The sequence below is a fragment of the Centipeda felix genome, from assembly GCF_900186465.1.
Classification (GTDB): Bacteria; Bacillota; Negativicutes; order Selenomonadales; family Selenomonadaceae; genus Centipeda; species Centipeda felix.
Genome location: NZ_LT891956.1, coordinates 75,101 through 97,650 on the forward strand (window position 1 = coordinate 75,101; position 22,550 = coordinate 97,650).

Sequence of the window (22,550 nt, forward strand, 5' to 3'; positions counted from 1 at the left end):
AATATCGATAAATAACTATAAATTAAAATCAATAACTTCAAAATGGAGTATTTTACACCTTAAAAGGCAGGAATGCGTATGGGAAAATCCCTCTAACCCCGCGTCATTCCTTCCTCACAGCGATTTTTTATACGCTGAACGCCCCAGCACGACGACAAAGCCTACCGCATCGGACAACCTGCCGCATTTCCCTCCCCTTTCCCTTGAAAAAGGCAGCATTTTCGTCCATAATAGAAGGGAACGGAGCATAAAGGAAGCAGCGTTTTCTTTATCCGCCCTGCGAATACAATGTACACGGTACATTTCTTCACCCCTCGCGCGCAGATAGGGAATCACTGATAAAATGAGGTCTGCCAGATTGGCGTAGATTTTTTCGTCCGAACGAGGTGGAAAACCGGACGCAGAGTGGTGCTCTGTGGAGGATTTTCCGCCGAAGTGCGGGCAAAAAAGATGCGTTAAGATGGTTGTGCCGAATTTATCAGTGCTTCCCTAACTGTCCGCGTGAGGCTCGCATCAATCGTAAAAGAATCACAAAGGAGCAACAACTATGAAATCATCCACCCTTGCCGCCGTTGACACGCTCATCGCACGCTATCCCGCACTCGAGGCCTGCGGTACAGACATCCGCGCCGCCATCAAGGCACTCTGCACATCCTACCACGCAGGCGGCAAGCTCATTGTCTGCGGCAACGGCGGCTCTGCGGCAGATGCCGAGCACATCGTCGGTGAGCTGATGAAGGGCTTTCTCCTGCCGCGTCACCTCGACGAGGACATCCTCGCAAAACTCCACGAAGCGTGCGACGCCGCTGACCCCTTGACCGTCGACTATTTCATGCGGCACCTGCAGGGTGCACTCCCCGCCATCTCCCTCCCGTCCCAGCTTGCGATCAGCACAGCGTTCGCGAACGATCAGGCACCCGATCTCACCTTTGCCCAGCAGGTACTCGGACTCGGGCGCGCGGGCGACGTCCTCCTCGGCATCACCACCTCGGGCAACTCGAAGAACGTCCTCTACGCCTTCCGCATGGCAAAGGCACTCGGGCTGAAGACCATCGCCCTCACAGGCGCATCGGGCGGCAAATGCGCGTCGGGCTTCGCCGACATCGTCATCAAAGCCCCCGAGGAGGAGACGTACAAGATCCAAGAGTACCACCTCCCCATCTACCACACCCTCTGCATCGCCGTCGAGGAGGAATTCTTTGGTGCGGAGTAAGGATATGTCGCTCGCGGTGCAGTCCACTATCTATTGATAAAGAAGTTACGCCCCCACCGCCGCTGTCGCGGCACCTCCCCCGCACCGGCGGGGAAGGCTCGGGGCACTCGTGGCGTAGTAGTATCCCCAAAGCAAACCCTAGTGGAACAAGTGAAGATAAGCGCACGTTCTGCCCCCTGCGAATTTCGTCGTTCAAGCGAAGCGCGTTTCGGAATTCGCAGGTATTTAGGCAGATAAGTGCGCGATCACTTGTGGAACGAGGCGTTTGCGTGGGGATACTCACGCATAATGTATAATGCATAATATATACCCCCACAAACACACAATCATACGCAAAGGAGGAATCCCCATGCCCCTGACCCAGGACGACTTCAAAAAACTCGCGAACGGCAGCGACATCCGCGGCGTCGCCGTCCCCGGCGTGCCCGGCGAACCTGTCACCCTCACCCCCGAGGCAGCAAACCGCATCGCTGCCGGCTTCGTCCGTTTCCTCAGCGAAAAGACGGGCAAAAGCCCCGCAGAGCTGCAGATCGCCGTCGGCCATGACTCGCGCATCTCCGCGCTCGCCATCAAGGACAGCGTCCTCACGGGACTCACCTACACGGGCGCGCACGGCATCGACTGCGTCCTCGCCTCCACCCCCGCCATGTTCATGGCGACCATCTTCGAGGACACGGCGGCGGACGGCTCGATCATGATTACCGCGAGCCACCTCCCATACAACCGCAACGGACTGAAATTCTTCACCGCCGCGGGCGGCGCAGACAAGACGGACATAGAGAAGATCCTCACTTACGCCGCCGAGGCAAAGGAAGAACACGGAACGCTCGAGCACGTCCTGAAGTTCGACCTCATCGGGCGCTACAGCGAACACCTCACGAAGAAAATCCGCGACGCGTTCGGCGGCGCAGAACGTCCGCTCGAGGGGATGCACATCGTCGTCGATGCGGGCAACGGCGCGGGCGGCTTCTTCGCGGGGCGCATCCTCACCCCGCTCGGCGCGGACACGACAGGCAGTCAGTTTCTCGACCCGGACGGGCACTTCCCGAACCACATTCCGAACCCCGAGAATGCCGATGCCATGCGCGCCATCAAGGACGCCGTGGTGAAGAACCATGCCGACCTTGGACTCATCTTCGACACCGACGTAGACCGCATGAGCGCCGTCCTCGCCGACGGCACGGACGTGAGCCGCAACGCCCTCATTGCCATGATGGCCGCCATCCTCGCGCCCGACTACCCCGGCTCCACCATCATCACCGACTCCGTCACCTCCGACGGGCTGCACGACTTCCTCGAGGATCACCTCCATCTGAAGCACCTGCGCTACATGCGCGGCTACAAGAACGTCATCAACGAGTGCATCCGCCGCAACGAGGCGGGCGAAACCTCCCCGCTCGCCATCGAGACCTCAGGGCATGGCGCGCTCAGCGAGAACTACTACCTCGACGACGGTGCCTACCTCGCGGTAAAGCTTCTCATCGCAGCGGCAAAGGCACACGCCGAGGGCAAAACCCTCAGCGACCTCATCAAGGATCTGCGCCATCCCGCCGAGGCACGCGAGATCCGCATCAAGATCACGGGCATGGGCGACGTCAAGGCATACGGACGTGACGTCCTTGCCGCATTCGAGCAGCGCGCCAAAGACAAGGGGCTCAGGATCGCCGCTCCCTCCTATGAGGGCGTGCGCCTCATCTTCCCGAGCGGCTGGGCGCTGCTGCGCATGTCGCTGCACGATCCGAACATGCCGGTCAACATCGAGGCGGACGCAGCGGGCGGCGCGGACAGGATCGAGCACGAGGTCAGGGAGCTCCTCGCGGGATTCGACGCGCTCAACCTCTCCGGCTTTCACGCATAGAACACATCCATGTCAGCCGCCCACGTGAGGGAAAGGCACAAGAGACTGTCGTACGAGGTGGACACCTTCATATCGCAGTCTCTTTTCTCTTGGTAAACGTACGACCTGCTCTTTTCTCATTTTTTCCCACACGCACCCGTATTTTATGATATAATGCAGTGGTATATTGATATTTATTTCATTTATCCCTTATTGGAGAACAACGCAGGAGAAATGAACCCCTATGAAGGAAGCCGTACAGCACGCGCTGAAGAATGCCATTGGACTGGCTGCGTTCGCCGCAATCATCGGGTCCATGGCCTTTGCCTGGCAGCTGCTCAATACCATGCCGTATACTGATCTGGCTCGCTCGTACGCCCTCGTCGGCAAGGATCTCACACATAACGACATCCTTGGTTTTCACGCGGCGGAGCATGACTGGCAGCCCTATACGTCCCCCGTGCCGCCCCTTTCCGACGATGTGAAGGCGGTCTATCTCTCGTGGGAGATCCCGCAGGATATACCTCTCTCCATTGATCACATCCTCGCGGCGACGACGAATCAGAACCTCTGCGTCTACCTCGATGACCGTCTGATCTACACCACCGGTCAATGGGACGGTTTCCACAACCCCTATGGGCGCACCCTGCACTTCATCGACGCAAAGGAGTCCCTCGCGGGGAAACGCATCACTTTCCTCCTGCATACGGACTATGCCCGGTGGCTTGGCAGCGTAGACTATTTCTTCATTGGCAGCGAGCTGGCCCTCTTCCAGAAAATCAGCATCAGCGATGCCATCTACACGGCGAGCCTTGCCATCGCCGCTGCACTCATCGCCTTCCTCGTCATGGATATCATCTGGCGCGGTTATATCCGACGACGGCATCTGCAGCTTTACCTCATTGCCTTCCTCCTGAGCATCATCTTTTGGGCGACGGGCACCTCCTCACTCTTCCCCCGACTCTTCGGCACGACGCAGGTCTGGGCGGAGCTCCACTTCATCATGCTCTACCTCATGCCGATGCTTTTCGTCAAGATCATCGAGCACATCAGTCCGCCGAACTGCAAGCATCCTCTGACCGGCATCTTTGGTCTCTACGGCGCACTCTTCGCCGTCGCAACAACGGCGGAGGCACTCGGGCTGAACGGCTATATGAATATGCTCTTTGCCTTCTACCCCATCCTCGCCGTCACCTTCCTCTACCCCATCTTCGTTCTCCTGGGCACCTCATGGGCAAAGCATCCCGCCTGCCGCTACGGAGTGATCGCAGCGGCCTCGCTGATGATCTTTGTCGCGATCGATGCCCTCCATTTCGAGTATCATCTCTTCACCTCGACACTCTCAGCAACCGTTTTCTCGATCTATGCCATCATCCCATTCGTCTTCTACCTCATCCGCGAGCAGATGATACAGGAGGCGCAGCTCGTCCGGGAGAACAACGCCCTCGTGCAGGAGCTGCAGGTATCGCAGGACGAGGCAAAGCACGACTTTCTCACGGGCGCATTCAATCGTTTGCAGCTCGAACCAAGTTATGAGCGGTTCGCCTCATTCGCACACGAGAAGGGCTTCTCCTTCTCCTACGCCATCTTCGACATCGACCACTTCAAGGAGGTCAACGACACGCGCGGCCACCTCGGCGGCGACGATGCGCTGCGCGGCGTCGCCGAGATCGTACAGGAGAAGATCGACCGCCGCCACATTTTCATCCGCTACGGCGGCGACGAGTTCATCCTCCTCGCCCTCCATCACGACCTCACACAGATGGCAGAGTTCTGCGAATCCCTGCGCTGTGCCGTCGCAGAGACCATGGACGGCATCACGATAAGCTTCGGTGTATCGGCGTGGCATGGGGCAGGCGATACCATGCACGATCTGATGGAACGTGCTGACCGTGCGCTCTACTGCTCCAAGGAAAAGGGACGCAACAGCGTCTCCACCGAGAGCGAGGCAGCGTGCTGCGATATCTGTGCGAACGCGAATGCGGAGCACCATCGCTGACGAGTAATATAAAGGCAGCGCTGATAAAATAAGGTCTGCCGGATTGACGCAGATTTGTCCGAACGCGGCGAACGCCGATGATACCAGCGCATCAGAGGACTGCTGTGCGAAGCGCAAAACTTCGCGCAGCGCCTTTTTTGTATCCCTTCCACTGTATACTTAGATCACTGATGCTGCGGGAATCGTCTTTTCTATTGTTTCATCGCACCTAAATATGCTATAATGTTAGAAAATCCACACAAATTCCTACGAAAGTCCTTCTCTCCCCCAGAAGGAAGGTGCTCCCCATGATGAAACTCCGCACATTCCTGCAGGACAATGCCGCTGCTCTCCTCTGCACGGTAGCGCTCGCCGCCATTTGCATCATTTCATGGCGTCTCCTCGCAGCGCCCCCCGACCGTCAGCTCCCCCCCACGTATGCCCTCGCGGACACGACCTCCCCGATGCTCCGCGATTTTCGCGCTGACGCGCTCGACTGGCAGTCCTATGACTACCCCGTCCCGCCGCCGCTGCCAACGGATGCATCGGCGGTCTATCTTTCGTGGGAGATCCCGTATTCCTCGCGATTCATGAACTGCAACCTGCTCTTTACCACGACGAATCAGGATATCGCCGTCTACCTCGACGACGACTTCCTCTACCGCTACGGTGACTGGTCGGGGCGCACGGAGACGCGCGGCCGCACGATCCACTATATACCGCTCGACAACAAGGCGGCAGGACGGCGGCTCACGATCCTCCTGCACACGACGGATATGGGGCGGCGTGGGAGCATCGACGACTTTGAGATCGACACGACAATGCAGTTCATGAAGAACATCTCCTTTGCCGACGCGATCTACATCTCGGCGCTCTCCATCGCCCTCGCGATGATCGCGTTCCTCAGCCTCAACCTCTCGTGGCGCGCCCTGCAGGACATCCATCGCCGCGCACTCATCTACCTCATCGCCTTCCTCGCTGCATTCGCCCTGTGGACGACGGGCAACACCTCTCTCTTCCCGCGTCTCTTCGGGATGCCCGCACTCTGGTGGGAGCTCCATCTCGCGATGATCTATGCGCTGCCGGTCTGCTGGGCACTCGTCGTGCGCGAGATCGTCGCTCCGCAGTACCACGCGCGCGTAAAGAACATCCTGCACATCTTCGTCGGCATCTTCGCAGCGGCCACCCTCGCCGAACTCATCGGACGAAACGCATACAGCAGCATGCTCCCGTTCTACAATGTCCTGATCTTTTCGTCAGACCTCATCCTCATCCATGCACTCGTCCGCTCCCACTGGGCATACCACCCCGCGTGCCGCTACGCCGCCTTTGGGCTGATCGCCTTCGTCGCGCTCTCCATCTTTGACGTACTGCACTGGGAGCACCATCTCTTCACGGGGATTCTCTCCATGGCCGTGTTCTCTGTCTACGCCATGGTTCCGCTCATCCTCCACCTCATCCGCATCCAGATGATGGAGGAGGCGACACTCGAGCGCCAGAACGAGCGCCTCTCACAGGAGCTCGCCGCCTCGCAAGACGCCGCCAAGCGCGACTTCCTTACGGGCTGCTACAACCGCCATCAGCTTGACGTGGGCTTTGCGCAATTCTCTACCCTCGCGCACGAGCGCGGGTTTAGGTTCTCCCTTGCCCTCTTTGACATTGACCATTTCAAACAGGTCAACGACACGCACGGGCACCTCGCAGGCGATCAGGTGCTCAGAGACATCGCCGCCATCATCCACGATGAGATCGACCGCCGCCACATCTTCATCCGCTACGGCGGCGACGAGTTCATCCTCCTCGGCCTGCACTACGACCTCGAGACGATGACCGCGTTCTGCGAGAGACTGCGCGCCATCCTTGAGGAGCGCATGGGCGGCGTCACGCTCAGCTTTGGCATCTCCACATGGCACGGGGGATGCGACTCCCTCCCCGGGCTCATCGCGCGCGCCGACCGCGCCCTCTACCGCTCCAAGGAAAAGGGGCGCAACGCCGTCTCCGACGAGAGCGAGATCGATGCGGCTTAGGGGTATGCGTTCGCCGCCAAGTCAAATGCTGCCGACAAGGGGGCTGTTGCACGAAGCTGCAAACTTCGTGCAACAGCCCCTTCTTTGTGCCCCTTCCACCGCTTGCGCGGTCCCCCTTCCCCTCCTTTTTTACTCTCTCTTTCTCTTTTAATACTAGGTCATATATTTTTCTTGTGAATCACAGGCAACTATGCTACAATTTCCATATACTTGGGAATCGTTTTCCATTAGGGAATCACTGATAAAATGAGGTCTGCCAGATTGGCGTAGATTTTTTCGTCCGAACGAGGTGGAAAACCGGACGCAGAGTGGTGCTCTGTGGAGGATTTTCCGCCGAAGTGCGGGCAAAAAAGATGCGTCAAGATGGTTGTACCGAATTTATCAGTGCTTCCTTAGACAGTGATTCCCTCATCAACGAAAAGGAGAATCATCATGTTCCAAATCGACAACATTCGGGAAATGTTCTTCTCGTGGGAGGGGCGTCTCAACCGCAAGCCCTACATCCTGCGCTGCCTCGCCCTCGGTCTCATCCTGACGGCGGTCTACATCCTGCTGATGGTGATCGCCTTTACCACGGCGGCGGCACAGGTCGGGAATGGCATCCCCACGATGGGCGCATTCAGTGCGACCTATATCCTCTACCTGCCCTTCATCATCTCGGGCTACCTCCTCGCGATCCGCCGTCTGCACGACCTCGACCTCTCGGCATTCTTCATCCTGCTGAGCTTTGTCCCCGTCGTCAGCTTCTTCTTCGCGCTCTACCTCATCTTCAAGAAGGGCACAGAGGGACCGAACGCCTACGGCCCGGATCCGCTCGGCACGGGGGATGAGATCCCCGTATTCACGGCGCCTGTCGCCCATACGACGAACAGCACAGGAATAGATACTGCACAGACAGACAGTGATACATCGCATGACAGCGGCGTATCGCGCAGCTGAGGACTGCGTATGAATCACGCACTCTTTTCTCGCACGGGCAGGCTCACGCGGCGCGACTTCGCTCTGACGCTCGGCGTCATCAGCGGCGGCGTCTTCTTTGCCATGCTCGCGCTCTGCTATCTCCTCTTCCCGCTCACCGCATCCGCTGCGGTGGGCTTTTTCCGTGATTCGACAGAGGTCTTCTTCACCGTCTACATCGCGGCGTTTCTCGGGCTCAACCTCCTCCTCTACGCACTCATCCCGCCGCTCGCCATCCCCGCCGTCGTACGGCGTCTGCACGATCTGGGACACGGCGGCGGCTGGGCGGCGCCCATGCTCCTCCTCTGCGTCCCCGTCCTCCTCCTCATGCTCCTGCCCGTATGCATCTTCATCGGCATCCTCAACGAGATGATAGGGCCATCTTTTCCCCTCTGGAACGGAACAACGGAGGCATTCGCCTCCGCCGTCGCCGCGAGCATGGGCATCGCGCTGCTCCTCTTCTTCCTCCTCTTTCTCCCGCTCGCCTGCTGGCTCGGCTGGCTCTTCCTCAAAAAGGGAAAACCCGAGGCGAACCGCTGGGGCGATCCACCCGTCGAGGAGGTACTGCCGCCCACGCGCACAGCGTATTTCTCCTGTGCGGGGACGGTGACGCGCACGGCGTTCATTCGCCGCAGCCTCCTCCTCCTCCTCGTGCTGGGGCTTGTCCTCCCGCCGGCGGCACAGCTCATCCTGCAGTCCATGGCCGGCGTGTTCATGATCCTTGTCGCGGCGATTCCGGAGGCAGCGCGGATCCTTGCCACAGTCATCATCATTCTCTTTGTCCTCCCCTTCGTACTCTTTCCGCTCCCCCTCCTGCCGCTCGTACGGCAGCGCCTGCGCACGCTGGGACATTCCCCCTATGAGGCGTTCCTCCCCTTCGCCGTACTGCTCCCACCCCTCATCACACCGCTGCCGTTTGCCCGACTTTTCTCCTACGAGGTTCTGATGGAGGGCAGCACTGTCACGGACGGCGCGCTCCAGTCGGCAGTGGACAGCATGATCGGCGTGCCGAGCATCCTCCTCTGGACACTCTGCGGCATCCTCTCGTTCATCGGTATTATCCGACTGCTCGCAAATGACGATATATCCTATAGAAGGGAATCATCCGACGAAAGCGAGGTCCATGATGTACTGCCCAAAATGTGAAAAATTCGTCCCCTCCACCGCCACTGCCTGCCCGCACTGCGGCATCCCCATCATCTCGGGATTCTCGCCGAACTACGGCGCGGGCTTCTCCCTCGGCGACGATGACACAGAGAGCCGCAACGACGCGCCCCCGGCGAAGGTCGTGAACTCCGACCTCTACGACGACGTGCCCGACACGGATGCACCGCCCACAGAGGGCATCGGCAGCAAGCTAAAGTCGCTCTTCGGATTCGGGAAGAAGTAACAAGGCCACATACAGAAAGCCCCTCGGCATGCAGCCGAGGGGCTTGTCTATTGGATGATACGGGCTCTACTCTGTCAGATCACGGCGATACACCTCAGGATACACATCATGCCGCAGCGTCAGCTCAAACCCGCCCGCAGAGTACGGGGCAATATCATACGGATTGTAGAACACATGGAGATCATTGTTCGCATCGAGCATCCAGTCGATATACTTCTGCCAGTCACCGCCATCATGATAGTCATTCAGTGTCTCGTCAATATCATGTGAAAAGAGATCCTGCTCACGTCCCGGATACTGCTTGCGGAAGGCATCCGCCAATGCGAGCAGAAGCACATCACGACTCGTAATCACCGCATCAATGGAAACCGGCTCCCCCGTCTCCGTACTCAGCGTCACTCCCGTGACCGCATGCTGAGGGTGGGTACCGCCGTCATAGGTACCGGCCAGTGCCGCCATCATAGTCTTTTTCATCGCATATCACTCCTTATGTATAGAAAAGACTCCTCACGATGAGAAGTCTTGTCTGCTTTCATGGTGCGATTGGCGCGAGTCGAACGCGCGACCCTCTGCTTAGGAGGCAGATGCTCTATCCATCTGAGCTACAACCGCAGGAACTACTAGAGTTTACCAAAAACACGCGAAAAGTGCAAGCCGTTCCACGTCTCAGTTCTTTACCAAAGCGTCACATATCTCGCAGCAGGCGCCCCCACCCCCGCTTCGCGGTCCCCCTCCCCCGTGCCGCACGGGGGAGACTTGTGACTACAGTACATTAGCTTCCCCCGCCGTGCGGGGGGAAGTGGCGACAGAGCACAAAAAGGACACTGGACGAAACATTTCGCTTCGTCCAGTGTCCCTCATCATGTCCTGCCGATGCAGTACTCAGGAAAGCTGAGCGCTGTCTACCGTCTGGACACTGATGTCCTTAATGGAGACAGGGTATGCCTCACCGAGCATGATCGCCTTCTTTGCGATGACATCCTGCAGGCAGGTCTCCACCGCCGCCTTCGTCAGATCATCCTTCGGATCCATCAGACTGACCGTGTGGTTCTTGCCCGTCGAGAGTGCCAGCGTCATGCGGAGCTGTTTCTTCGTCGACATAGTCGTACCTCCTTTCTATGTCCTCACATCATCTGCCGCGCGGGGGCTCAGTCCGTCAGGACAGCCGTATCCGTGCGCATCACCTGATCGAGCCCGTGCTTCTGCAGATTCGCGAACCCGCGTCCGACCGCGAGCGCATCCGCATCCGTGAGCACAGGCGCAAGCCCTGCGATCGTGCGGTTCTTATAGAGGTTCTTGCCGTCTGCGCCGACCCCCGTAATCACCTTCAGCGTGAGCTTGCTCGCTGCTTCTTTGCGTGCCATAGATGTCACTCCTTTCCGTTTTGTTCGTCCGCTGTAAGCTGCTTACACCCAAATACCTGCTGCGGCGAAAAAAAAGAAGAGCCTCCATGCAAAATTTTCTTTACATACGAACATATTTTCTCTATAATAGCATTCAGAAAGGAACAGGAGATCCAGAATCGTGTCCCGTGCCTGTGCGCCCCGCCAGCGGCAGGCAGGAGTCATGGAGTCACAGCATTTTGCCGTGATTCCCCCAAACAAAGGAGATCCACTATGAATCGTACGAAAAGAGAATGCCTGATGCAGCGCCTGCCCGCTCCGGCGGACATCCTCGCCCTCATTCCGGCACAGGAGGACGCGACGCGCACTGCCGTGATCTGTGCGCACGGGAGGAGCCTGATGCTCGGCGCCACACCGGAGCACGTGCTCGCCTGTCTCGCCGAGCGCGAGGACAAGGCACTCCGCCTCATCCGACGCAACGCCGCCCGTCTCATGGCACGGCGGCGCAACATTATCCTCCCCATCCTACATGGCTGCGTCCTCACCCCGATCAAGATGTACAATGCGCGCCGCGGCGGCATCGGCTACATCAACACAGCATACGCCGCCCTCGTCCTGCAGCGGCGCGGCACGGGGAGCGACATCGCCCTGCAGAACGGTGACATCATCCACAGCCTGTGGGCGTTCGGCACACTGGAGCGCCACGTGCGCGAGGGGCGCGCCCTCCACTACAAACTTCTCAACGACGTGCGCCGCCAGCTTCGCTTTGCTGAGGACTTGGCTTAGGGTATCACTGATAAATTCAGCACCATCATCTTGACGCATCTTTTTTGCCCGTACTTCGGCGGAAAATCCTCCACAGAGCACCACTCTGCGTCCGGTTTTCCACCTTGTTCGGACGAAAAAATCTACGCCAATCTGACGGGCTTCATTTTATCAGTGATTCCCTAGAAAGCTCCTTGCATTTCTCCTCCCTCCATTGTATGATACGAATATCGAACAACGGAGGGTACAATATGCAGATTTCGAGCCGCTTTACCATCGCCGTCCACATCCTCATCTGCGTCGATCTTTTCGGCAAACGAGAGCCCGCGACAAGCGAGTCGCTCTCGGGAAGCATCGGCGCACATCCCGTCGTCATCCGCCGCATCCTCGGTCAGCTCCGCCGCGCGGGGCTCATCACCGTCGCGCGCGGGCGCGAGGGCGGCGCACATATCGCCAAGGAACTCACGGACATCACGCTCGCCGACATCTTCTGTGCCGTGGAGAGCATCAGCGGTCAGTCCCTCTTCAGCTTCCATGAGAATCCGAACCCTGCCTGCCCCGTCGGCAGCCACATCCACGATGTACTCGACCATCGCCTCGCAGACATCCAGCACGCCATGGAAAAGAAAATGGAGGAGACCACTCTCGCCGACATCATCAAAGAGGCACGAGAAAGAGCAAACACATAGTTACTTAACGGCTATTGTCTGCACAATATCTATCCGTATAGATTCGATGCCCGTCCCCATTTTCAGAGGAGGAAATACGCCATCATGACATGGGTATCGCACGCTGCACTCACGGGTACGATTGCCTATGCGGTGAGTGCCGATCCACTCGCGGCGGCGGCGGCATGCGTCGGCGCCGTCCTGCCGGACAAGGTGGAGGGCACCCCCGGCAGTGTCGGATGGCGTACATGGCGCAGCCGTCATCGCGGCTGGTCACACTGGCCAATGCTCTATCTCGCCCTCATCGGTGCGCTCCTCCACAGCGAGACGTACATTGGGAGCAGGATGTTCCTCACAGTACTCCTATGGATCTTCCTCGGTGCACTTCTCCACATTGCAGAGGACGCGGTCTGCGGCAAGGTGCCCGCCGTCCTCCCGACACAGAAAATCGGGATACGCCTCTTTACCGTCGGCTCGCTGAGGGAATACCTATTCACAGCCGTATGTATCGGCATTGTCTATGCAGGAAGTTGTTTTCTAGGGAATTAGTGATAATTAAAAGACCTGTCCAACGAAATCACAGACTTCGTCGGGCAGGTCTTTTGCTGATGGCTTAGGGAAATACTGATAAATTCAGCACTTCCCTAGTGATTTGCCGCCGTGTAGATGGTGATGGCGTCGGCGCGTGTGAGCGGATGGAACACGCCGATGCGGATGCGATCCTCCTGCGTCGCATCATCGGCGAGCTGCTCGATCGTCCCCGCCGAGAGGGTGCCGATCCCCAGCCCGCCGATGCTCGTCGGCATCCCGATGGAGGTGAAGAACTCCTCCATGTGACGGATGCCCGCGCGCGCCCGCTCCTCATCCGTGCCCGCATCAATGCCGAAGAGGTCGGCAGCGAACTGGGCAAAGCGCGCCGGGTCGTAGGGATAGGCAAACCGCGCCCACGATCCCCAGAGCGCAGTGAGCGCACGCCCGTGTGTGGCATCATAGCGTGCAGAGAGCGGATGGCTCAGCTTATGTACGGAGAAATCCTTACCGCATCCAAGTCCTGTCAAGTCGCTGTGCGATATACTGCCGCAGTACATGAGCTCGCTCATCGCATCGTAGTCCTTGCGCGAGACGAGAAGGCGTCGCACGGATTCCATCACAGTGCGCAGGAGGTCAATCGCGACGCGGTCGGTGAAGACGTTCGGCTCCTTGACGTCCGTGAAGAACCGCTCCATCGTGTGCATCATGATATCCGATGCCCCCGCGGCGATCTGCTCACGCGGCAGGGTAAAGGCGAGCGTCGGGTTCATAAAGGCGAAGACAGGGCGGTTGAGCGGCGCGTTCAGCCCAAGCTTCTGCCCCGTATCCTCATTCGTCAATACGGCGGAGTCGCTCGTCTCGCTTCCTGCGGCAGGGATGGTGAGCACGGACGCAACGGGCATCGTGCGCGTCAGCTCTGCCTTTTTCGTCCAGATATCCCAGATGTCCACGTCAGGATTTGCAATGCCGTGAGCGACTGCCTTCGCCGAGTCGATCACGCTGCCGCCGCCGATGGCAAGGATGAAGTTCACATCCGCCGCGAGCCCCTCGCGGATCGCCTCACGAACGAACGTAACGCGCGGGTTCGGCTGTACACCGCCCATAACGAGGAACGCCAGCCCCGCCGAGGTCAGATTCATCTCGATGCGCGAGAGCAGCCCCGAGCGCTCCGCACTGCCGCCGCCGTGGAGAATGAGCACGCGGCGCGCCCCCGCCGCACGCAGTTTTGCGGGAACACTATCCTCCGCCCCCCGCCCGAAGATGATCTCCGTCGGACAATGATAGGTAAAGCTCTGCATGAAACTCCTCCTCTTTTCACAAACTTATTTCATCGTGTTCATTATAACAGAACCGAGGAAAAAAAGTCATTCCATCGGTTAAGAAAAGTGTTGCAAAAAGACTTCAAAATTTCGTATAATAACAATATAAATAATGGGATTATCGATTACCATTGAAGGAGGCTGAGAAAATGAGCGGAGATCAAAGCAAAGAAGCCCAACAGATTCATGAGGCGGAGCAAAAGTTTGATCGCACACGTCGTCTCGTCGGTCTTTTCGGTGCGCCAATCCTTGCGATTCTGGTGCTTCTGACGCCGATTGACGGACTGACGCTTGCATCACACAAGCTGCTCGCCATCATGGTTCTGGTGGCACTCTGGTGGATCACGGAACCCGTACCCATCCCCGTCACGTCCCTCATCGGGCCGACGCTCGCTGTCGTAACAGGCGTGGTCACGGCAAAGGATGCCTATGCGGCATTCGCCAATCCGATGATCTTCCTCTTCATGGGCGGATTCATCCTCGCCAAGGCGATGATGGATCATGGACTCGACAAGCGTTTTGCCTACTGGCTGCTCTCGCGCTCGTGGGTCGGCTCGAATCCGCGCCGCATTTTCCTCGCGATCGGTCTTGCCGCAGCACTCTGCTCCGGCTGGGTGAGCAATACGGCGACGGCCGCGATGATGTTCCCGATCGCCCTCGGCCTGCTGTCTGCCGTCAAGGAAATGATGGCCGCGAACGGCAAGGAGATCGACCTGCACGACTACAAGTACGCGACCGGGCTGATGCTCATGACGGCGTATGCCTGCTCGATCGGCGGTGTTCTGACTCCGATCGGCACTCCGCCGAACATCATCATGCTCGGCTTCCTCGATCAGATGGCAAACATCCACATCTCCTTCTTCGAATGGATGACGTGGGGCGCCATTGCAATGGTGGCCTACTTCATCATCGCCTATGTGGTTCTCATCCGTATGTTCCCGCCCGATGTCGAGCGCATCGACGGCGCGGAGGAGTTCATCCGCGCGCGTGTCGCCGAGCTCGGCGGCTGGACGCGCGCACAGAAGAACACACTCGTCTGCTTCCTCGTCGCCGTCTTTCTCTGGGTGTTCCCGGGCATCCTCTCGATGGCGCTCGGCAGCACCTCACCGCTCCTCAAGATGTACAACCACCTCTTCCCTGAGGCGGTCGCGGCAATGGCAGGCGCGCTGCTCCTCTTCCTCCTGCCGATCAACTTCAAGGAGCGCAAGTTCACGCTCGAGTGGAAATCGGCCGTGCAGGGCATCGAGTGGGGCACGCTCATCCTCTTCGGCGGCGGCCTCGCGATGGGCGGCATGATGTATAAGACGGGGCTCTCGCAGTGGGTCGGCGACCGCATTGTCGGGATGCTCGGCGGTGAGCCGTCCGAGTTCGCCCTCGTCGCGATCTTCTGCGTGATGGCGCTGCTCCTCTCCGAGCTGACCAGTCACACGGCGGCGACGAACATGATTGGCCCGCTCGCCATTACCGCAGCGGTATCCGCAGGGTTCAGCCCGATCCACGTCGCGATCGGTATTGCCCTCTCTTCGTCGCTTGGCTTCATGCTTCCTGTGTCTACACCTCCGAATGCAATTGTCTATGCATCGGGCTACATTCCCATCACAAAAATGATCAAGACCGGTGTCTACATCGACTTCATCGGCATCTTCTGCGTGACCATCCCGCTCGTGCTCTACTTCGTGGTATGGCTCGTCGGGTAACATCGATACAACGGAACAAAAAAGGAGCTGCTGTGCAGCTCCTTTTCCATGCATGTGAGGAAACATGACCCCCTTTCTCTTCTTTTCCATCATCGCCGCCATCCTCTTCGGCTCGTTCTTTCTTGCCGCCTATCTCTACAGTGTAAGACAGCGGCACAAACAAGAGGCACATGATGCATATCTCAGGCAAAAGAAGGAAGAACTGTCCCCCTATGCGTTCTACCGTACGGTGCAGAGTGCCGACAATCAGATATTTTCCTTCGGACACATACGGGCAGGAGACCGTTTTCGTATCCGACGGGACTTCGTCGACCACGGCGGGCAGACGTTTCATGCGGGAGAGACGTATGATTTCGCATCAGCCTTCTTCCTCCCCTATGAAGGCGTCTATACCCTCTTTCTCTCAAGTGACGGCAAAGAGATCACCCGCATGTATCTCCATATCCCCTACGCGAGCATCAAAATCTCCGTCTCTGACCGCAGAGGAGAACTCACACATGAAGAGCTCCCTGCCGAAGAGGACATCTGCTGTCATACGGAGGAATATTTTGAGCTGCTTCTCCCGAGAGAATGACCGCCGCAGCGCCGCATACAAAAAGAGCCGCCATGCGGCTCTTTTTGTACAAGGGAACGACTTACTCCTCCGGCGTAAAGCGAACCGGCACCTCCGTCAGCTCCGTCTCCATGCGGCGGCAGGTGACATTCGCCGAGGCGAGCATCCGCTTCGATGCCTTCGTACTGTCGGCGGCGGCGTACTTGTCCGAGAGATAGATGACCTCACGAATGCCGCTCTGAATGATCGCCTTGCAGCATTCGTTGCACGGGAACAGTGATGTGTAAATACGGCAGCCTTTCAATGACGTGCTCGCATTGAGGATGGCATTCAGCTCTGCATGCACGACATAGGGGTACTTTTGCTCGGCGAACTCCCCCGTCCGTCCCCATGGATACTCATGGTCGTCGCAGCCGTTCGGCATCCCGTTGTAGCCGACGCCGACGATATGCTTGTCCTCGTTGACGATGCAGGCGCCGACCTGCGTATGCGGATCCTTGCTGCGATAGGCGGAAAAGAGCGCCACGCCCATAAAATACTCATCCCACGAGATGATCATGACGATTCCTCCCTGTATTGCATGGCATACATTTGTTTGCTATAATCATAGCAGGCACTGATAGGCGCAGTGGTAACTCAGCCCCCGAAAGGGGGGATTGATATGGAGACCTACGAGTTCTTAACGTTTCTCGTTGTGTTCACCGTATTAGTTTTATCCGTTAAACGATAAATGAGAAAGCCCCGCCTTGCGTCTCCAAACAACAGGCGGGGTATCTCGCATGTATAAGGGGGCAACCGCTGAGCGGCAGTGCCCTTTTCTATGTCTATTTTACTTCAATCCGCCAATTTCGTCAAGCACGAAGCTCACACCACATCGACGCGCAGCACGCCGTCCACCTGCCGCAGGGCATCGGCGATGAAGGACGGCTTGATGTTCTCACGGTTGTAGACCTCAAAGGTCAGGTAGATGCGCCGCTCTCCGCCCGTCTCTGTCTCCGCCTCGTCCTCGTCCGTCCTGACCTTCATCCCGCGTGAGCGCAGATGGAGATCCTCAATGCAGGCACTGACGCGCATGATCTGCCCGGGCCGATCAATCGTGTGGATGGAGAGGGAGAGCAGGCGTTCATGATCGACCCATGCATCGAGCCGCGAGAGATTCCCGAGGATGAGGAACACAATCGCGGTCGTCACGCTCGCGCCGAGGTAAAACCCCGCGCCGACCGCAAGCCCGACCCCCGCGACCACCCAGAGCGTCGCCGCCGTCGTCAGTCCTGTGACCGTCAGCCCCTCCTTCATGATCGCGCCCGCACCGAGAAAACCGATACCTGAGACCACCTGCGCCGCGAGACGCGCGGGGTCGGCATTCGTCTTGCCCTCCACATTGTCATAGATCGCCTGCGACATAATCATGATAAGACATGAGCCGAGCGCCACGAGCATATTCGTCCGCAGCCCCGCCGACTTGTTCCGCATCTGCCGCTCATAGCCGATGATCCCGCCCATCACACACGAAAGCACGAGCCGCAGACATACCTCCCACTCCGCCATCAAAACTTCCTCCTAAAATAAACAGAATATATCGTATACGACCTTTTCCATAAGTTATCCCCAACTGTGTAAAACTCTGTGGATAAAATTGTTCAAAAGCCCCCCAACTGCCTTTATCCACACATCTTTACACAATGTGCATAATTTTTACGAACGATCCTCCGATTTCTGTGGATAACGTGGATAAATTAGTGGATAACCCCATATATGGGAGTTGATCGGCTGACATTTTCCATATTTTGTAGCAGAATCGGAGCTACTTGTCCACAGGGACACGTGGATATCCGGACTTCTCCTCCGCCGTCCAAGAGTGATAAGGGTGCACAATCAGTGACGAATTGTAGTAGCGTTTTTCCCCCGTCACCTCGCGCTTCACCCACGCAGGCAGCGTGACCTCCGCCGTCTCCGACGGCAGCTCCACCTCGGCGACGACGAGACCATCGTTCGCCCCATGAAAGACATCGACCTCCCATCGGCGCCCTGCGACATCCACGACATAGCGCGTCTTCTCCACGAGCGGCGGATCGCAGAGCGCGAGCATCGCCCGCGCATCCGTCGGGGGGATCTCATACTCATACTCCGCGCGCACCATCCCGCGCGTCTCCCCCTTGACCGTCAGATAGCCGCGCCCGCCGGCGAGACGCACGCGCACCGTCCGCTGCGGATCGCGCGAGAGATAGCCCTGCGCCATCTCCGTCCCCGCACCCTGTGGGCAGAAGTCCGCCCGCACCGTAAACTTGCGCTCGATCTCAACGCCCATATTTTCCCTCCTACATTATAGTAGGTTTTCTTTCAAAAATGATGCGGCAAAATAATTTTCTCGGCACGAATCGGCATTTCATCCGACCATGGAAAAAGTAGCGCAGGCTGCATGTTTTTTGCGATTAAACCGAATGGAACAATGAATACAGCCCCATCCTGCCGCCTAGCGCCAGCAAAAACAGCAGATTTCCGCCATTTTCCAAGGAACAATCCCTTGCATATTCGCCGCGTTTGCTATATATTATGTGATACTGAGTAGATATGTACCATCCCTGTGATTTCTACAGTATAATCCACACGCACGCGAAGCGCAACCGCACGGCGCGGAATACACGCGCCCTCCTGCGATGGGGGAGGAAAGGACAGATTCTGCATTGACGACACTACCACCGAAGAGACCAACGGCGAAAAAGAAACGATGGCCCTACATCGTGCTCGGCACGATCCTCATCTTCGTCCTCGCGGCGCTCGCGGGCGTCTTCTTTGCCCAGAGCAGCCTGCTCGACCGCGCCAAGGAGACGCCGAAGGACGAGCTGCTCACCGCCAAGGACAAGGCAACCATCATGATCATGGGCGTCGATGAGCGCTCCGACGACGTCGGACGCAGCGACACCCTCATGGTCGCGACCATCGACCCGCAGAAGAACGAGGCCTCGCTCCTCTCCATCCCGCGTGACACGCGCGTCGCCATCCCGAAAAACGGCTACGACAAAATCAACGCGGCATACGCCTACGGCGGCGAAAAACTCACCCAGCGCACCGTCGAGGACTTCCTCGGCATCCGCATGGATCACTACGTCATCATCAACACCCACGCCTTCCAAAAGATCATCGACGCCATCGGCGGCATCGACATCGATGTCGAAAAGCGCATGTACTACGAGGATCCGTGGGACGACGACGGCGGCCTCGTCATCGACCTGCGCCCGGGACGCCAGCACATGGACGGCAAGACCGCCGTCACCTACGTCCGCTACCGCGACGAGGAGGGCGACATCGGCCGCGTCAAACGCCAGCAGAAATTCATGCGCGCGTGCGTTGACGCTGTAACCACCCCCGCCATCCTGCCGCGCCTGCCGGGCATCATCTCGAGCGTCATCGACAGCGTCAAGACCGACCTCAGCGTCCGCCAGATGCTGGAGTTCATCGGCACACTGAAACAGGCACAGGCAAAGGGCCTGCGCACCGACATGGTGCCGGGACGCCCGCTCTACATCGAGGGCATCAGCTACTGGATCCCCGACATGGAGCAGCTGCGCCGCAACATGGTCAACACCCTCGGCCTCAGCCTGAACGCGAACGAGCGCAGCCGCATGGAGCGCGCCATCCGCGACTACGAGAACTCCATCCCCGCCGGCGCCACCGAGGTGCCCGAGGGGGACAACAGCATCGGCCGCCGCGTCAGCGGAGACGAGGCACTCGACACACGGAGCCGCAAACACTCCTCCTCCGAGGACAGCAGCAAGACCGAGCGCAAATCCACCGAGCGAAAGAACAGCGACAAGGGGAGCAAATCCCAGAGCACCGACACATCCCCACCGAAAAAATCGGCCGACACCGACACTGGAAGTGGAAACGGGAGCAACAGCCGCCACGCGAGCACGCGCCAGAGCAGCAGTGCCGACAGCGGCGGCGACACCGCAGCACCGCAGCGCAGCGGCGGCAGCCCCGGCAAGGAAAACTAAGAAATCGCTGCACCGATCCAATCACAAAGCATAACGCCCTCTTGCCTCCCCGATGGGGAAGGGGCACCCTAGAAACGGCGGCAGAGGACATATAGAGAGGACATCCCCAAGGAAAGGAAAATGCACTATGGGAAGCAAATTTGATGCAGAATCACTCGACCTTCATAAGAGCCATCACGGCAAGCTCGGCGTCACACCGACCGTCCCGCTGAAGACCCGCGACGACCTCAGCCGCGCCTACACGCCCGGCGTCGCCGCACCGTGCCTCGCGATCAAGGCAGAACCCGAGAAGATCTACGACTACACGAGCAAGGGCAACATGGTCGCCGTCGTCACGAACGGCACCGCCGTCCTCGGTCTCGGCAACATCGGCGCAGGCGCAGGCCTCCCCGTCATGGAGGGCAAGGCGATCCTCTTTAAGGGCTTTGCGGGCGTCGACTCCGTCCCCGTCTGCGTGAACAGCGAAAAGGTCGAGGACGTCGTCAAGGTCTGCCAGCTCATCGCACCGACCTACGGCGGCATCAACCTCGAGGACATCAAGGCACCGCAGTGCTTTGACATCGAGAACGAGCTCAAAAAGACCCTCGACATCCCCGTTTTCCACGACGACCAGCACGGCACGGCGATCGTCGTCGTCTCCGCCCTCCTCAACGCATACAAGTACCTCGGGCGTGACCTCAAGACGGCAAACATCGTCATCAACGGCGCGGGTGCGGCAGGACAGGCGATTGCCCGCCTCCTCTTTGCCTACGGCATCAAGACCGTCGTCCTCTGCGACACGACGGGCGCGATCTACGAGGGACGCGAAAAGAACATGAACCCGTACAAGGAGAGCATCGCCAAAGTCTCCAACCATCAGAAGGAGCAGGGCACCCTCGCCGAGGTCATCAAGGGCAAGGACATCTTCATCGGCGTCTCCGCGCCCGGCAGCCTCACGCCCGAGATGATCAAGAGCATGAGCAAGGACCCCGTCGTCATGGCGATGGCGAACCCCGTCCCCGAGATTCTGCCCGACGAGGCAAAGGCGGCAGGCGCACGCATCGTCTGCACGGGACGCTCCGACTTCCCGAACCAGGTCAACAACCTGCTCGCCTTCCCGGGCATCTTCCGCGGTGCGCTGGACGTACGCGCAAAGGAAATCAACGAGGAGATGAAAATTGCCGCCGCCGGCGCGATTGCCTCCCTCATCCACGAGTCCGAGCTGAACGAGACCAACATCATCGCGAGCCCGCTCGACCCGCGCGTCGCACCGACCGTCGCCGCGGCTGTCGCTGAGGCGGCACTCAACACGGGCGTCGTCGCTGAGGCGGCACTCAACACGGGCGTCGCACGCCGCACTGACATCACCCCGTCCGCCGTTGCCGCCCACACGCGCGAACTGCTCGGGCACACCGTCAGCTGAGTAATATAGAAAACGAAAGGGACTGCTGCACGAAGCTGCAAACTTCGTACAGCAGTCCCCTATTTTATTTCCGATGTTCTCTCACGTACGCCTTCGCCGCCTTCAGCCGCACCTCAAAATACTGCGCCAGCCGCTCCTCCAGGAGTGCGGCATCCTTCTCCCCCGACGAGTGCCCCGGGTTTGCCTGCAGCGTCTGCGCCCAGTCCTCTCCCGCCCGCAGATAGAACGTCATGATCGGCACCGCGCGCGCCTGCTCCTCCGTGCCCTCCGGCAAACAGCAGAATGTTATCCTGCGCCCATGTGCCTCCGTGAGGAGTGTATCGTCGCCCTGCGGGCGATAGAGCGCGTGCAGCGCACGGCACAGATCCACAGCATCCGCTCCGCGTGCCTCATGGAGAAAGATAAAATCGCCCTGATCAAAAAGCGGCTCTCCCTCGTGCATCACATGACTCTCGTGCAGCGTTGCCGCCTCCTCGGGGGACGCCGCCGTGAGATGAACGTCAGCCGCGGCAGCATTCACCGCGGGATAGAGATGGGCGAAATAGCCTTCCGCATACGCCGCAGCGACATCCGTATCGCGGTAAAGGAAGGGATAGGGGAACTGTGCACGCCGAATCTCCGCCGCAGCGGTAAAGCGGATCCCGTTCCCCGCATCATAGAGCGCATAACGATTCCTCTGAAACGGCTTTTCCCGCAGCGTCTGCACTCCCTCCGGCACGACCTGCGCCCCATAGGCATGAAATTTTCCATTCACCATCGCGGCGACCTCATCCGCCGTATAGGGATCGCTGTTTTCCGTGACGAAAAAATCGCAGCCCGACAGCACGGAGCAGAACAGAGCGAGCACCGAAAGACAGAAACGACGCTTCATATCA

22 protein-coding genes and 1 tRNA gene are annotated in these 22,550 nt (G+C 58.7%); 14 read left to right on the forward strand and 9 right to left on the reverse strand.

All coding sequences use genetic code 11. From position 1 onward, the window contains the following. Positions 1-547: 547 nt before the first annotated feature. The 7 genes from C1713_RS01410 to C1713_RS01445 all read left to right on the forward strand — a co-directional run bounded on the left by C1713_RS01410 (position 548) and on the right by C1713_RS01445 (position 9,402). Complete coding sequence (locus tag C1713_RS01410) at positions 548-1,213, forward strand: D-sedoheptulose-7-phosphate isomerase (RefSeq protein ID WP_102492788.1); 666 nt, start codon at positions 548-550, stop codon at positions 1,211-1,213. 349 nt (positions 1,214-1,562) lie between these two features. Then, positions 1,563-3,071 (forward strand): phosphohexomutase domain-containing protein, encoded by a 1,509-nt coding sequence (locus tag C1713_RS01415; protein ID WP_102492789.1) that lies wholly within the window; start codon positions 1,563-1,565, stop codon positions 3,069-3,071. A gap of 223 nt (positions 3,072-3,294) precedes the next feature. Beyond that, positions 3,295-5,049, forward strand: a complete 1,755-nt coding sequence (locus tag C1713_RS01420) for a GGDEF domain-containing protein (protein ID WP_102492790.1) — start codon at positions 3,295-3,297, stop codon at positions 5,047-5,049. 287 nt (positions 5,050-5,336) lie between these two features. Further along, complete coding sequence (locus C1713_RS01425) at positions 5,337-7,055, forward strand: GGDEF domain-containing protein (RefSeq protein WP_102492791.1); 1,719 nt, start codon at positions 5,337-5,339, stop codon at positions 7,053-7,055. Positions 7,056-7,487: 432 nt separating this feature from the next. Continuing rightward, positions 7,488-7,994, forward strand: a complete 507-nt coding sequence (locus tag C1713_RS01435; RefSeq protein ID WP_102492792.1) for a DUF805 domain-containing protein — start codon at positions 7,488-7,490, stop codon at positions 7,992-7,994. Between the two features lie 9 nt (positions 7,995-8,003). Beyond that, the gene (locus C1713_RS01440) at positions 8,004-9,158 is read left to right on the forward strand and encodes a DUF805 domain-containing protein (protein ID WP_102492793.1); all 1,155 of its coding nucleotides are present in this window, start codon (positions 8,004-8,006) and stop codon (positions 9,156-9,158) included. Continuing rightward, a complete protein-coding gene (locus C1713_RS01445) occupies positions 9,139-9,402 on the forward strand; it encodes a zinc ribbon domain-containing protein (protein WP_170950741.1) in 264 nt (87 codons plus the stop codon). Before C1713_RS01440 ends, C1713_RS01445 begins: the two co-directional genes overlap by 20 nt. 66 nt (positions 9,403-9,468) lie before the next feature. On the opposite strand, the gene C1713_RS01450 is transcribed toward C1713_RS01445, so the two are convergent. The 4 genes from C1713_RS01450 to C1713_RS01465 all read right to left on the reverse strand — a co-directional run bounded on the left by C1713_RS01450 (position 9,469) and on the right by C1713_RS01465 (position 10,766). Then, positions 9,469-9,876, reverse strand: a complete 408-nt coding sequence (locus C1713_RS01450) for an RsiV family protein (protein WP_245870894.1) — start codon at positions 9,874-9,876, stop codon at positions 9,469-9,471. 61 nt (positions 9,877-9,937) lie between these two features. Then, positions 9,938-10,014, reverse strand: a tRNA-Arg gene (locus tag C1713_RS01455). Positions 10,015-10,284: 270 nt separating this feature from the next. After that, on the reverse strand, positions 10,285-10,503 hold the full coding sequence (locus C1713_RS01460; protein ID WP_061945412.1) for a DUF2922 domain-containing protein: 219 nt from the start codon (positions 10,501-10,503) through the stop codon (positions 10,285-10,287). A gap of 47 nt (positions 10,504-10,550) precedes the next feature. After that, positions 10,551-10,766, reverse strand: coding sequence for a DUF1659 domain-containing protein (locus tag C1713_RS01465; protein ID WP_009753423.1), 216 nt, complete (start codon positions 10,764-10,766; stop codon positions 10,551-10,553). Between the two features lie 252 nt (positions 10,767-11,018). Here C1713_RS01465 and C1713_RS01470 point away from each other — a divergent pair, with 252 nt between their 5' ends. From C1713_RS01470 to C1713_RS01485, 3 genes are all read left to right on the forward strand, one after another. After that, entirely contained in the window at positions 11,019-11,531 is a 513-nt protein-coding gene (locus C1713_RS01470; RefSeq protein WP_170950742.1) for a hypothetical protein, read from the forward strand. Between the two features lie 230 nt (positions 11,532-11,761). Continuing rightward, positions 11,762-12,199, forward strand: a complete 438-nt coding sequence (locus tag C1713_RS01480; RefSeq protein ID WP_170950743.1) for an Rrf2 family transcriptional regulator — start codon at positions 11,762-11,764, stop codon at positions 12,197-12,199. An 84-nt stretch (positions 12,200-12,283) separates the two neighbouring features. After that, positions 12,284-12,727 carry a metal-dependent hydrolase gene (locus C1713_RS01485; RefSeq protein WP_061945418.1) on the forward strand — a complete coding sequence of 148 codons (444 nt, stop codon included), beginning with the start codon at positions 12,284-12,286 and terminating at the stop codon, positions 12,725-12,727. Positions 12,728-12,822: 95 nt separating this feature from the next. Here C1713_RS01485 and C1713_RS01490 read toward each other — a convergent pair whose 3' ends face one another. Further along, positions 12,823-14,007, reverse strand: coding sequence for an iron-containing alcohol dehydrogenase (locus tag C1713_RS01490; protein WP_102492794.1), 1,185 nt, complete (start codon positions 14,005-14,007; stop codon positions 12,823-12,825). 170 nt (positions 14,008-14,177) lie between these two features. Between C1713_RS01490 and C1713_RS01495 the strand changes: the two genes are divergently transcribed. Beyond that, a complete protein-coding gene (locus C1713_RS01495; RefSeq protein WP_102492795.1) occupies positions 14,178-15,725 on the forward strand; it encodes an SLC13 family permease in 1,548 nt (515 codons plus the stop codon). A gap of 64 nt (positions 15,726-15,789) precedes the next feature. Further along, positions 15,790-16,299, forward strand: coding sequence for a DUF3601 domain-containing protein (locus C1713_RS01500; protein ID WP_102492796.1), 510 nt, complete (start codon positions 15,790-15,792; stop codon positions 16,297-16,299). Between the two features lie 61 nt (positions 16,300-16,360). Here C1713_RS01500 and C1713_RS01505 read toward each other — a convergent pair whose 3' ends face one another. The 3 genes from C1713_RS01505 to C1713_RS01515 all read right to left on the reverse strand — a co-directional run bounded on the left by C1713_RS01505 (position 16,361) and on the right by C1713_RS01515 (position 18,586). Beyond that, positions 16,361-16,837, reverse strand: coding sequence for a deoxycytidylate deaminase (locus C1713_RS01505; protein WP_009753431.1), 477 nt, complete (start codon positions 16,835-16,837; stop codon positions 16,361-16,363). A gap of 305 nt (positions 16,838-17,142) precedes the next feature. Continuing rightward, positions 17,143-17,826, reverse strand: coding sequence for an MgtC/SapB family protein (locus C1713_RS01510; RefSeq protein WP_006690798.1), 684 nt, complete (start codon positions 17,824-17,826; stop codon positions 17,143-17,145). Between the two features lie 256 nt (positions 17,827-18,082). Next, positions 18,083-18,586 carry a CYTH domain-containing protein gene (locus C1713_RS01515; RefSeq protein ID WP_102492797.1) on the reverse strand — a complete coding sequence of 168 codons (504 nt, stop codon included), beginning with the start codon at positions 18,584-18,586 and terminating at the stop codon, positions 18,083-18,085. 349 nt (positions 18,587-18,935) lie between these two features. Here C1713_RS01515 and C1713_RS01520 point away from each other — a divergent pair, with 349 nt between their 5' ends. Both C1713_RS01520 and C1713_RS01525 read left to right on the forward strand, forming a co-directional pair. Further along, entirely contained in the window at positions 18,936-20,273 is a 1,338-nt protein-coding gene (locus tag C1713_RS01520; RefSeq protein WP_420852644.1) for an LCP family protein, read from the forward strand. A gap of 127 nt (positions 20,274-20,400) precedes the next feature. Beyond that, positions 20,401-21,675, forward strand: coding sequence for an NAD(P)-dependent malic enzyme (locus C1713_RS01525; RefSeq protein WP_102492799.1), 1,275 nt, complete (start codon positions 20,401-20,403; stop codon positions 21,673-21,675). 64 nt (positions 21,676-21,739) lie between these two features. On the opposite strand, the gene C1713_RS01530 is transcribed toward C1713_RS01525, so the two are convergent. After that, positions 21,740-22,546: a hypothetical protein gene (locus C1713_RS01530; protein ID WP_102492800.1), complete on the reverse strand. Its 807-nt coding sequence runs from the start codon at positions 22,544-22,546 to the stop codon at positions 21,740-21,742. Positions 22,547-22,550: the final 4 nt, after the last annotated feature.